This window comes from Sphingobacterium sp. UBA3549, from assembly GCF_002376635.1.
Classification (GTDB): domain Bacteria; phylum Bacteroidota; class Bacteroidia; order Sphingobacteriales; family Sphingobacteriaceae; genus Sphingobacterium.
Genome location: NZ_DFOE01000002.1, coordinates 35331 through 47013, shown reverse-complemented (window position 1 = coordinate 47013; position 11683 = coordinate 35331). Strand labels below are relative to the sequence as shown.

Below are 11683 nucleotides of genomic sequence, written 5' to 3'. Positions count from 1 at the left end.
ACTGCTTTTAATACTTGTCTTCAAAAATATGAAATGGCCGCCTAGTTTTTATACAGGTGGCTTTTTTTTGCTAAGCGGCGTAGCTTGTGCCTCTTTTGGCGAAATCTCGGTGTGGCTGCGGGAAAAGATTATTCCAGTTTGGATTAGATTTACGGATGAGTCTTTCAATCTGCATGGCTGTAAAATGCTGTAGTTCGTCTATCTTTTTGTTTGCTGTCTCTAAACTTGTAAAATCTTCCGTATAGATTATTCTATTTAGGCTTGGGCCTTGATTGAAGATGAAACTGTTGGATTGCTGTAGCTTCATTACTGTAGTGAATATGTTGGTGCTGAGACCAATTTCGAAGCGTTTCCGATTGCTATCTGTCACTATATATAGAATAAAATTGCTCATAATGCTAAATTATTTGGACGTTTAAAATATATTTACTAATTTTATTGGCACAATATTACTAATAAAATTAGTTTTTGCAAAATATTTTTTGAAAAAATAACATGTCAAATATTTCGTCCAATCTGAAGTTCCTTAGAAAAGGAAAGAAAATTACACAGCAACAATTTGCTGATATCATGGAAATTAAGCGAGCGTCTGTCGGGGCGTATGAAGAAGATAGGGCTGAGCCTAAATATGAGTTGTTGAAGAAGATTGCTGAATTCTATGGGTTGACTATGGATGAACTGGCAAACGATGTTATTGACGACAAGTGGAAGCCAGTTCCCAAAAGTAATGCATCCAATTTAAGGGTGCTAAGTGTCACTGTGGATACGGATAACCGTGAGAATATTGAACTGGTGCCTGTAAAGGCTAGTGCTGGGTATTTAAATGGGTATGGTGATCCGGAGTATGTCGCAGAATTACCTAAGTTTTCGCTTCCAATGTTTGGTCAGGGCACATTTCGCGCTTTTGAAATTAAAGGAGACTCGATGTTGCCTTTGCCGTCAGGATCTATTGTCGTGGCGGAGTATGTGGAAAACTGGCATGATATTAAGCCTGGAAGTACGTACGTAGTCGTGTCGAAGGAAGATGGCGTGGTGTATAAACGTATCGCTTTTAAATTTAAAGAGGATAAAGGCTTGAAGCTCGTTTCTGATAACAAAACATATGTGCCTTATTGGGTTGAGACGTCGGATATCCTTGAAGTGTGGAAGGCGAAGGCTTTTATAAGTACGCAGCTCCCTGAACCGACGCCTGAGCCGACAATGGAAACATTGACGAGTATGATGGCACAAATGCAGAAAACGATTAATGCAGTTGTTGACAATTCAAAGTAGTGAAATATTTTTAGCATTTTGAGCGATATTTGTTTTTTATTTTATAAAGTGCTATATTTGCATATCTGAAAGGAAGGGGGCTCGTATTGCCCCCTTTTTTTAATTCAATTAAATAGCATTTCTACAGAAAGAACAATGCAGCATATAGAGAAACGAGTTGTTGAACTCATAGAAGAGAAAATAGCGGATCGCGATGACTTATTTATTGTCAGCGTGAAGATGCATCCAAATAAAATTCTAGAGATTCTTTTGGATGGGGATAATGGTATTAATATTGACGATTGTGCACAGGTGAGCCGTCATGTGGGTTTTCATCTGGAAGAAGAAAATGTAATTGATAATGCCTATCGTTTAGAGGTTTCCTCACCAGGTATCGATGCTAATTTTGTGAATATCCGACAGTATCAAAAGAATATAGGTCGTACGATTCAGGTTAAGTTGATTGATAATACTAAAATTGAAGGTACATTGGTGACGCTGGATGATACGAAGATCAATGTTCTTCAGAAGATTAAAGAAAAAGGTAAAAAAGCGCAAGAGGTAGAAAAAGAACTTCCTTTTGATCAAATAAAAGCAACAAAAGTGGTAATTTCATTTTAATAATAATGAGTAACAGCAACATCAATCTGATAGACTCTTTTCAAGAGTTTAAGGAGTTTAAGAATATCGATAGACCTACTGTTATCACAGTATTGGAAGAGGTTTTTCGTAGTATGATCCGTCGTCGTTTTGGTACGGATGAAAATGTGGATGTTATCGTGAATCCAGATAACGGGGATTTGGAGATTTGGAGGACTCGTGTCGTTGTTGAAGATGAATTTTCAGAGGATGATGATCTTGAAATCGAATTAGCTGAAGCTAGAAAACATGACGAAGACTTAGAAGTAGGTGATGATTTTATTGAGCAGATCACCTTAGAAAGTTTTGGTCGCCGTGCAATCCTAGCGGCTCGCCAAACGCTTGTGTCGAAAGTTTTGGAATTAGAAAAAGATGAGGTCTTTAAAAAATATAAGGATAGAGAAGGAGAGTTGGTTATTGGTGAAGTGTATCAGATTTGGAAGAAAGAGATCTTGGTATTAGATGAGGATGGTAATGAATTAATTCTTCCGAAGTCTGAACAAATTCCTGCCGACTACTTCAAAAAGGGCGATGGTATACGTGCAGTCGTGCATAAAGTTGATATGATGAATAATAATCCAAAGATTATTATTTCACGTACCGCACCAGCGTTTTTACAACGTTTGTTTGAACTGGAGGTCCCTGAAATTTTTGATGGTTTAATTACCATCAAAAAAATCGTTCGCGAACCTGGAGAAAGAGCGAAAGTTGCTGTTGAATCGTATGACGACCGTATTGATCCGGTAGGAGCTTGTGTGGGTATGAAAGGGTCCCGTATTCATGGTATCGTACGTGAACTGCGTAATGAGAATATCGACGTTATTAACTTTACGACAAACCATTCCTTATATATCGCTCGTGCTCTGAGTCCTGCAAGGATTAGTTCAATCAAAATTGATGAAGAAAATAAAACTGCAGCTGTATACCTAAAATCCGATCAAGTTTCGTTGGCAATTGGACGTGGTGGGCACAATATTAAATTGGCAGGAAAATTGACTGGATATGAAATTGACGTTTATCGCGAGAATGATGAGTTCGATGAGGATGTTGATATAGAAGAGTTCAGCGATGAGATTGAAAGCTGGGTAATCGATGAATTAAAACGTGTTGGTTTGGATTCAGCGAAGTCTGTGCTATCTCTTAGTGAGGAAGAGTTAGTGAGACGTACAGATCTAGAAGAAGATACAATTCGCGAGATTGTACGTATTTTGCAAGCTGAATTTGAATAAAATTCAGCTCATTAATTTTTTTCTATCTAACATTCGGAATAAATTGTTTATGGATGGAAAAAAACATATTTTTGTAATTATATTAAAATAGTTTATATTATAGATGACTGAAGGAAAAGGAACAAACTTGCTTAAAGCAGCAAAGGAACTCAACATCGGGATACATACCGCCGTCGAATGTTTAGTGAAAAAAGGATATGATGTAGAAGCAAAGCCTAACACTAAATTGAACGGAGAGATGTATGGTGTGCTGTTAAAAGAGTTTCAGGGAGACAAATCACTGAAAGATGAAGCTAAACAAATCGTTATTGGCAAAATTCGTCGTGAGGAGTCGCCGTCCACTTCTCCTAAGGAATCATCTAAGAATGAGGATAACGAAGATCGTGATGAGTCCAAGGAAATCTTGGTCAAGAATACGGTAGAAATTCCATCAGCTAAAGAAGCTACTCCTGAAAAGGTAGAGGAACCTACGCACCAAGGTGGTATGAAGGTTGTTGGTAAAATTGATCTTGACGCTTTACGTAGAGGCGGAAATAAGGTTAAGAAGGAAGAACCTGTTAAGGAAGAGCCTAAAACTACCAAGGAAGCACCAGCGGAGGTAAAAGCAGAAGTTAAGGCGGAAGAAAAGAAGGATGCCGAAGTGAAAACGCCTAATGTTGAAGCAAAAAAAGAAGAACCAAAGGTTACTGAGAATAAGCAAGAAGCTATAGTGCCCAAAGCGGAGATTCAAAAACCGGAAGTAGATAAAACTGAAGTAAAAGCAACTCCGGTTGTAGAGACAAAAACTGAACCTGTGAAGGTAGAAGAGAAGAAAAAAGAAGAAACAGCGCCAAAAGCTGTACCAGTAACTCCAATAGTGGAGCCTGTAAAAAAACAAGGTGATGATATTTTTTCTGCTCGCGCAGAGAGATTGACAGGTCCTAAAGTCGTTGGTAAAATTGAATTGCCAACAGCGAGACCTTCCCACAAACCTGTGGCTTCATCTTCAAATGCTGGAAATAACAACGAGAAACGTAAGCGTAAGCGTACGAATCCAAATGGTCCAGTTAATCCGAACGCGGCTCAAGGTCATGGTAATAATAATCAAAACCGTGGGCCACGTGATGGTAATAATCCCAATAACCGAGACCAACAAGGTAATCGTGGTGGGAATCATGGTAATAACAATAATCCTAACAATCGTCAAGGGCAAACCGGAAACCAACAAGGTAGGCCAGGGCAAGGTGGTGGAAATAACCAACACCCAGGCAGACCGGGGCAAGGGACCAGACCGCAATACGGAAATCGTTTTGACAATAGAGGAAAAGGAAGACCTGTTGAGAATAAGGAAGAGCCTACAGAAAAGGAAATACAAGACCAAATCAAAGCAACACTTGCTCGCCTAAGTGGTGCAGGTAAGTCGGGGAAATTTGCGCAGCGCGCCAAATTGAGACGACAGAAACGTGATGATGTTGCCCAACATGCAGAAGAAGCTGCAATGGAGCAAGAGATGATGGCGAAAGTATTGCGTGTTACAGAGTTTGTAACTGCAAACGAATTAGCTAACTTGATGGACGTTCAAGTAACTCAGATTATTGCAACTTGTATGAGTTTGGGTATGTTTGTGTCAATTAATCAACGTCTAGATGCTGAAACTTTAGCAATAGTAGCGGATGAATTTGGTTATCAGGTAGAGTTTATCAAACCTGAGGATGAAGAAACTGCTGAGCTTGAAGAATCCGATACTGAACAAAACTTGATTTCGAGAGCACCTATTGTAACTGTAATGGGACACGTCGATCATGGTAAAACCTCATTACTGGATTACATTCGTAAGGCAAACGTTACTTCTGGTGAGGCCGGTGGTATCACCCAACATATCGGTGCATATGCGGTTAAATTGGAAGATGACCGTAAAATCACATTCTTGGATACGCCTGGTCACGAAGCTTTTACGGCTATGCGTGCCCGCGGTGCCAAAGTTACTGATATTGTTATTATCGTTATTGCAGCGGACGATGCTGTCATGCCACAAACAAAAGAAGCAATCAACCACGCGCAAGCGGCAGGTGTGCCAATCGTATTTGCTTTTACTAAAGTGGATAAACCTGGAGCAAATCCTGATAGAATCCGCGAGCAGCTTTCTGCGATGAATATCTTAGTTGAAGACTGGGGTGGTAAGTTCCAAGCGCAAGAGATTTCAGCAAAAACTGGAGAGAATGTCGACCTATTATTAGAGAAAGTTTTATTGGAAGCTGAGATGTTAGATCTAAAAGCTGATCCGAAAAAACGAGCTGTTGGTTCAGTAATTGAAGCAGCTTTGGATAAAGGTCGTGGTATTGTGACAACGGTATTGATACAAAGTGGTACATTACGTGTTGGAGATCCTATTTTAGCGGGATCGCATTCCGGTAAAGTTAAAGCGTTGACTAATGAAAGAGGTGAACGTGTTAAAGAGGCGGGACCGTCTGTTCCAGTACAAATCTTGGGAATGGCAGGAGCGCCGACAGCAGGGGATAAGCTTTATGTTCTTGAAAGCGAGTCTGAAGCTAGAACTGTAGCCAACAAACGTCTTCAGTTACAACGCGAGCAAGGCATGCGTGCTACTAAGCATATCACCTTGGATGAAATCGGTCGTCGTTTAGCTATTGGTAACTTCAAAGAACTTAATATTATCGTTAAAGGTGATGTGGACGGTTCTATCGAAGCATTATCAGATTCATTATTGAAATTGTCTACTGACGAGATTCAAGTTAATATCATTCATAAATCAGTGGGTGCGATCTCTGAATCGGATGTATTGTTAGCTTCTGCTTCCGATGCGATCATCATAGGTTTCCAAGTACGCCCAACACAAAACGCACGTAAGTTAGCTGAGAACGAGCAAATTGATGTACGTTTATATTCGATCATCTATGATGCGATTGATGAAATCAAGTCTGCGATGGAAGGTATGTTAGCTCCGAAATTTGAAGAGAAAATTGTTGCTGAGGTTGAAATCAGAGAAACATTCAAAATTTCTAAAGTTGGTACCATCGCGGGATGTATGGTTCGCGAGGGTAAAATTAATAGAAACAATGATATCCGTGTAATTAGGGAGGGTGTTGTGATCCATACTGGTAAACTGGCATCTTTGAAGCGTTTCAAAGATGACGTGAAAGAAGTTTCACAGGGTTACGAATGTGGTTTAAATATTGACCGTTTCAATGATATTCAAGTGGGAGACATTGTTGAAGCTTACGAACAAGTTGAAGTGAAACGTAAATTGTAATCATTGAGGTGATATACGTATAAAATAGAAAGCGGCATTGATTAAATAAAATCAATGCCGCTTTGTTTTTACCCTTCATATAATTCAATCGGGAGCTGATCAGGATCAAAAAAGAATGTAAAGCGTTTATTTGTTAGCTCATCTATTCTGATTCCTTCGTGTGATATCCCTGCTTTTTCAAGCTTATTTAATTCTAAGTCGAGATTATCTACTTCGAACGCAAGATGTCTTAAACCTGCAGCTTCTGGGAAGCTAAGCCTTTTGTGTGGCGAAGGAAAAGAGAACAAGTTCGATAATATAGTGATCATTTAGTCTGAGATCCAGTTTATACGAATCGCGTTCTTTGCGATAATATTCTTGTATAATATCCAAGCCTAGTACGTCGGTATAAAATTCTTTTGAACGCTCATAATTGCTGCATATAATGGCAATATGATGTATTTTATTTAGGTTTAATTTCATCTATCGATACTTATAGCTTTGAGCTGTTTATACAGTTCTGCCTTTATATGGTAAAAAAACATATGATATTATGTTGAAAGTTATTTTGCTCTTTCATATTGTTTAGGCCATGGAATGTCAGCAGCTAATTCTTTCGCAAAATGTAAAGGAAGGTGAGGGTCGTCAAGAAATCCCCTAGCGATTAAAATTAAATCAGCTTGTTTTTTTTCAATGATCTCGGAGGCCTGAAAAGCTGTTTTGATCAAACCTACAGTGCCCACCTTGTTCTCAGTATTCTCTTTAATCGCTGTGGCAAAAGGGAGCTGATATGCAGGCTTGATAGCTATTTTTTGATGAGAGACTAAGCCTCCGCTTGACACATCAATGAGATCTACGCCCAATGTGTACAATAATTTTGATAAAGAGATAGACTGTTGTAGATCCCAACCATTCTCAGCCCAATCTGTCGCAGAAATACGTATCCATAAATTTTGAGTTGTTATTTCCTGTTTTACTTTTTTCACGATTTCAACAAGAAAACGGATTCTATTTTCGAATGTACCACCATAACTATCCCTTCGTAAGTTACTCAATGGGGAAAGAAATTGATGGATCAGGTATCCATGTGCAGCATGAAGTTCAATAATTTCGTAACCGGCTTGTATCGCTCTTCTCGTTGCTGCTCTGAATTGTTCAATCAATATTTCAATAGCGGCAATACTGAGCTCTTGTGGTTCGTGGTCTCCCGCATGGAAAGCGATGGGAGATGGAGCCACTGTTTGCCAGCCCTGAGGATCGGTTGGCGAAAGTTGTTTTCGGCCTATCCAAGGTTTATTATTGCTGGCTTTGCGGCCAGCGTGCGCTAGCTGTATCCCCGGAACAGAGCCATTTTCTTTGATGAACGTGGTTATTTCTTTTAATTTGCCGATGTGGCGATCGTCCCATATACCAAGGTCTCCCTCACTGATTCGGCCTTCAGCAGTAATAGCCGTTGCTTCTTGTATTATTGCGGCAGCACCACCGGCGGCAAACTGGCCCAAGTGTACTAAGTGCCAATTATTCGCAAATCCATCCGTTGCCGAGTACTGACACATTGGAGACACAACCAGGCGATTTTTTAATAGTATATTTCCAATATTTATTGGTGAAAATAATTGACTCATAATTCCTTGTTTAAATGAGGCAGGAGTAAAGAACGCTCCTGCCTTAATACATATAATACATCATTAAAAGCAGCCTTTGAAAGGCTTTTATTTAGCCCATCCCATCTTTTTTCGATCATTACGGATTTGTAGACCATAAAGAAGCCGATTTCAGCATAGCCCGTCTAGGTAGTTTTAAGTTGGCTACGACCAACTCTGCAAAATCTTCAGGCTGTAGAACTTTTTCTGGATTGCCATCTGTTAGGCCAAGGTCTTTGGACATATCCGAAGCAATAGTACTTGGCATTAGCGTACAGACACGAATATTGTTTTTTCTTACTTCGCGCATTAAGGAATCCGCAAAGCCTATCACGCCAAATTTTGAAGCACTATAAGCAGAGGTGGTTGCCGATCCATTTAATCCAGCAGTAGAAGAGACCATAACAATATCACCTTGATTTTTCTCAATCAATTGTGGAAGAATTGCTCTTGTAACAAAATATGTACCCAATAGATTGACATGAATGATAGATGTCCATTCTGCAATATCCATGTCAAGTACAGTGGAAAAAGATGACACACCAGCGTTGTTAATTAGAATATCAAATTTTCCAAAACTTTCTGTAAGTCGCTGAACTTCCTGTTGTACGGCTGAATAGTCGGACACATCAAAAACAGCATAAGTAACCTCAGTACCCAACTCAGCCAACTCAGCAGCGGTAACCTTTAAACTAGATTCATTTCTTCCTGTAATGGCGATATGAACACCTTCCTTAGCCAACGCAAAAGCAATCGCTTTTCCCAATCCTCGAGCTGCCCCTGTAATTAAGGCTCTTTTTCCTGTTATATTTTCCATAACATAAAATTAAGTATATACATTTTTACTCGTGTCAAATAAAACTCAAAAAAGGTAAGTTACTTTACTTTTTTTATAATGTTTTCGATAATTGGGTAGGTATTTGCCCGTATTTCTTCAAATTGGTCTGCATGACGCCACTCTGCCTTTGTAATATCTTCCGATGTTTGCGGTATTAATTTAGGGACTTTGTTAACACCCATTTCATACCAATTTGTTGTTTTTAGAACGAATTCACCGTTACGCAAAAAATAAGTATGATATGACGTAGTAATTTTCTTCCCTAAATAGTCAATTTTTATACCACATTCTTCTTCGACTTCACGTACTGCCGCTTCTCGCATTTTTTCATTATTTTCCACTTTACCTTTAGGAAGATCCCATTTGCCGAGGCGGTAGATAAATAAATAATCTCCATCACCATTTTTAACTAGCCCCCCGGCTGCCTTAATAATCTTCATTTTGTTTTTTAAGTTTTGAAATACTGTTTCAAAATCTTTGTTGATGTAGAGATATGTTTTTGGAACCTTATCAATTTCAGATTGTTTGAAAAGTTTTTGGAGGTCAATCTCTTGAAAACTAATTGTTTGCGGGTTTTTAGTTTTCGATGGAACGAAATCTGCTAAAATTAGCAGGGTTTCGTTCATATAAATTTTATAAATTTGCGCCATGAATAATTTAAATGAGGTTGAACAAAAAGTTGCTGAATCCTTATTGCAAATTAAAGCAATAAAATTGCAACCTAAAAGTCCTTTTACATGGGCATCAGGTTGGAAGTCTCCAATTTACTGTGATAACCGTATCACTTTATCTCATCCGTCGATTCGTACATACATTCGTCAGAAGCTTTCTAAGCTTATACAAGAGGAGTTTGGATCAGTGGATATGATTTCTGGAGTTGCTACGGCAGGTATTCCACAAGGAGTTTTGGTAGCACAGGATTTGGGACTGCCATTTTCTTATGTTAGAAGCTCAGCTAAGGATCATGGTCGTCAAAATTTAATTGAAGGTGAAGTGGTTAGCGGTCAACGTGTCGTTGTAATTGAAGATCTAATTTCGACGGGTAAAAGTAGCCTAATTGCGGTAAAAGCGTTACGTGAGGCTGGCTGTAATGTTGTTGGATTGGTATCTATCTTTACTTATGGGCTACAGCAAGCAGTTGATAATTTTGCGGAAGCAAAGTGTCCTTATTTTAGCTTATGTAATTATGATGCGCTGATTCAGGTCGCAGCAGAAAATAGTTATGTATTGGAAGAGGATATCGAAATCTTGAAGAAATGGCGCTTGAACCCCGCTGCTTGGGGAGAAAATTTTCAATAAAAAAGCATTAATTTATCGTTATGACGACTATTCAGAACACAACTGAGATCAATAAAAATGTAGCTGAGGTGTATAGATTTTTGGCAGACCTCAACAATCATGAACAGTTGATGCCCGAAAATATTTATAATTGGTCTTCTACTTCGGACGAAGCTCGATTTACGATACAGAATATGGCAAAACTGGCTCTCAAAGTTGAGGATCGTATTGAAAATCAAGCTATTAAGTTGGTTCCTTTGGAGAAGGCACCTTTCGAAGTTACGCTCCGCTGGGAATTACAAGATGTTAAAGCTACAGTGACAAAAGCAACCTTTATTATTGATGCGGAGCTGAATATGATGATGAAAATGATCGCTTCTGGCCCCCTTCAAAAATTAGTTGATTTTCAGATCAGCAAGTTAAAAGAAGTGTTTGGGTAGGTTGTTTATAACGGATATATAAAAAAGCTCGATTAGTACTAATCGAGCTTTTCTTTATGCTAACCTTTCGTTAACTTTTTTCCAGTTCACAATATTCCACCAATTTTTGATATAATCAGCTCTTTTATTTTGATAGTGTAGGTAATAAGCATGTTCCCATACATCAAGACCTAAAATAGGAATTCCTGTCACCTCAACAACGTCCATCAAAGGATTGTCTTGATTTGGGGTAGAGGTAATTTTCAAGTTACCAGAATCATCCAAAATTAACCATGCCCATCCCGAACCGAATCTTGAGGTTGCTGCAGCCGCAAATAGCTCTTTAAATTTGTCTAATGAGCCAAATGTGCTATTGATCATCTTCAATAATTTCTCGGAAGGCTCGCCCGGCTTATCAGATATACTTTCCCAAAAGAAATTGTGGTTCCAAGCCCCACCCGCATTATTTCTTGCTTTGGGAGAATATTTGGATATGTTTGCTAAAAGTTGTTCCTCTGATGCTTCTTTGATATTTTCAGCAAGGATAGCTTCATTAATAGCATTAATATACGCTATATGATGCTTTGTATAATGGATTTCCATGGTCAACGCATCAATATTAGGCTCCAAAGCGGCATAATTGAACGGTAATTTGACTTGGGAAAACTTTAATGTAGCGGCATTTAATTCCGTTGCTTTCGCGGAGGCAATATCTTGTAATATTGATCCAGATACAGCAATGCCAAGTGTTGCTTTTGCTGCATTTTGAAGGAAGTTTCTGCGTGTTTGCATATAATCTTATTGTGATTAGTTTTGATATAAATATAACGTGAAATTTTGCAATTATTGTTCTCCAATTGTCTGTTAATTGTAATACAATAAAATTGTTATCAATTCGACTTTTTCCCTTGCCATAGTCTTTCAGATTAGTACCATTGTTAAGAGATGAATCATGGTCATTATAGTTTGGATTGAGATACAGTTTAGATTGTATTAACAATAGAGGTGCTTTCGTGGTGCTTAGAAGGTTACACCAACTTGAGGACGTAATGTATTTGCTCTCAAGACTGATTGAACTCTGATTCATGTCGCATTGACGGGGCTTGGGAGTCTAATATATTGTTTATTATGCTTGAATGATTTTTTTGGATAAGCTT

At 38.6% G+C, this 11683-nt stretch carries 11 protein-coding genes and 1 pseudogene; 6 read left to right on the top strand and 6 right to left on the bottom strand.

All coding sequences use genetic code 11. The features are described 5' to 3' along the window. Positions 1-70: 70 nt before the first annotated feature. Positions 71-394: a hypothetical protein gene (locus tag B2W36_RS01155; RefSeq protein ID WP_293885068.1), complete on the bottom strand. Its 324-nt coding sequence runs from the start codon at positions 392-394 to the stop codon at positions 71-73. A 101-nt stretch (positions 395-495) separates the two neighbouring features. Here B2W36_RS01155 and B2W36_RS01150 point away from each other — a divergent pair, with 101 nt between their 5' ends. From B2W36_RS01150 to infB, 4 genes are all read left to right on the top strand, one after another. After that, complete coding sequence (locus B2W36_RS01150) at positions 496-1272, top strand: XRE family transcriptional regulator (RefSeq protein ID WP_209574703.1); 777 nt, start codon at positions 496-498, stop codon at positions 1270-1272. Positions 1273-1407: 135 nt separating this feature from the next. Further along, positions 1408-1872 (top strand): ribosome assembly cofactor RimP, encoded by a 465-nt coding sequence (rimP, locus tag B2W36_RS01145; RefSeq protein WP_293885069.1) that lies wholly within the window; start codon positions 1408-1410, stop codon positions 1870-1872. A 5-nt stretch (positions 1873-1877) separates the two neighbouring features. After that, the gene (nusA, locus tag B2W36_RS01140) at positions 1878-3119 is read left to right on the top strand and encodes a transcription termination factor NusA (RefSeq protein WP_046675481.1); all 1242 of its coding nucleotides are present in this window, start codon (positions 1878-1880) and stop codon (positions 3117-3119) included. 103 nt (positions 3120-3222) lie between these two features. Then, entirely contained in the window at positions 3223-6369 is a 3147-nt protein-coding gene (gene infB / locus B2W36_RS01135) for a translation initiation factor IF-2 (protein WP_293885070.1), read from the top strand. A gap of 68 nt (positions 6370-6437) precedes the next feature. On the opposite strand, the pseudogene B2W36_RS01130 reads toward infB, so the two are convergent. From B2W36_RS01130 to B2W36_RS01115, 4 genes and pseudogenes are all read right to left on the bottom strand, one after another. Then, positions 6438-6831, bottom strand: a pseudogene (locus B2W36_RS01130) (VOC family protein). Between the two features lie 80 nt (positions 6832-6911). Continuing rightward, positions 6912-7973: an NADH:flavin oxidoreductase/NADH oxidase gene (locus tag B2W36_RS01125; protein WP_293886166.1), complete on the bottom strand. Its 1062-nt coding sequence runs from the start codon at positions 7971-7973 to the stop codon at positions 6912-6914. A gap of 118 nt (positions 7974-8091) precedes the next feature. Continuing rightward, a complete protein-coding gene (locus tag B2W36_RS01120) occupies positions 8092-8808 on the bottom strand; it encodes a 3-ketoacyl-ACP reductase (protein ID WP_293885073.1) in 717 nt (238 codons plus the stop codon). A 59-nt stretch (positions 8809-8867) separates the two neighbouring features. Further along, positions 8868-9479, bottom strand: a complete 612-nt coding sequence (locus B2W36_RS01115; protein ID WP_293886165.1) for an NUDIX domain-containing protein — start codon at positions 9477-9479, stop codon at positions 8868-8870. On the opposite strand from B2W36_RS01115, the gene pyrE reads away from it, so the two are divergent. Further along, positions 9478-10128 carry an orotate phosphoribosyltransferase gene (pyrE, locus tag B2W36_RS01110; protein WP_209574687.1) on the top strand — a complete coding sequence of 217 codons (651 nt, stop codon included), beginning with the start codon at positions 9478-9480 and terminating at the stop codon, positions 10126-10128. The genes B2W36_RS01115 and pyrE overlap by 2 nt on opposite strands. A 20-nt stretch (positions 10129-10148) precedes the next feature. Next, on the top strand, positions 10149-10547 hold the full coding sequence (locus B2W36_RS01105; protein ID WP_293886164.1) for an SRPBCC family protein: 399 nt from the start codon (positions 10149-10151) through the stop codon (positions 10545-10547). Between the two features lie 54 nt (positions 10548-10601). On the opposite strand, the gene B2W36_RS01100 is transcribed toward B2W36_RS01105, so the two are convergent. Further along, a complete protein-coding gene (locus B2W36_RS01100; RefSeq protein WP_293886163.1) occupies positions 10602-11318 on the bottom strand; it encodes a superoxide dismutase in 717 nt (238 codons plus the stop codon). Between the last annotated feature and the right edge of the window lie 365 nt (positions 11319-11683).

What these genes read in the sequence shown, in the direction of transcription:
- B2W36_RS01155 (WP_293885068.1), bottom strand. Translation starts at nt 394, where the DNA reads ATGAGCAATTTTATTCTATATATAGTGACAGATAGCAATCGGAAACGC.
- B2W36_RS01150 (WP_209574703.1), top strand. Translation starts at nt 496, where the DNA reads ATGTCAAATATTTCGTCCAATCTGAAGTTCCTTAGAAAAGGAAAGAAA.
- rimP (WP_293885069.1), top strand. Translation starts at nt 1,408, where the DNA reads ATGCAGCATATAGAGAAACGAGTTGTTGAACTCATAGAAGAGAAAATA.
- nusA (WP_046675481.1), top strand. Translation starts at nt 1,878, where the DNA reads ATGAGTAACAGCAACATCAATCTGATAGACTCTTTTCAAGAGTTTAAG.
- infB (WP_293885070.1), top strand. Translation starts at nt 3,223, where the DNA reads ATGACTGAAGGAAAAGGAACAAACTTGCTTAAAGCAGCAAAGGAACTC.
- B2W36_RS01125 (WP_293886166.1), bottom strand. Translation starts at nt 7,973, where the DNA reads ATGAGTCAATTATTTTCACCAATAAATATTGGAAATATACTATTAAAA.
- B2W36_RS01120 (WP_293885073.1), bottom strand. Translation starts at nt 8,808, where the DNA reads ATGGAAAATATAACAGGAAAAAGAGCCTTAATTACAGGGGCAGCTCGA.
- pyrE (WP_209574687.1), top strand. Translation starts at nt 9,478, where the DNA reads ATGAATAATTTAAATGAGGTTGAACAAAAAGTTGCTGAATCCTTATTG.
- B2W36_RS01115 (WP_293886165.1), bottom strand. Translation starts at nt 9,479, where the DNA reads ATGGCGCAAATTTATAAAATTTATATGAACGAAACCCTGCTAATTTTA.
- B2W36_RS01105 (WP_293886164.1), top strand. Translation starts at nt 10,149, where the DNA reads ATGACGACTATTCAGAACACAACTGAGATCAATAAAAATGTAGCTGAG.
- B2W36_RS01100 (WP_293886163.1), bottom strand. Translation starts at nt 11,318, where the DNA reads ATGCAAACACGCAGAAACTTCCTTCAAAATGCAGCAAAAGCAACACTT.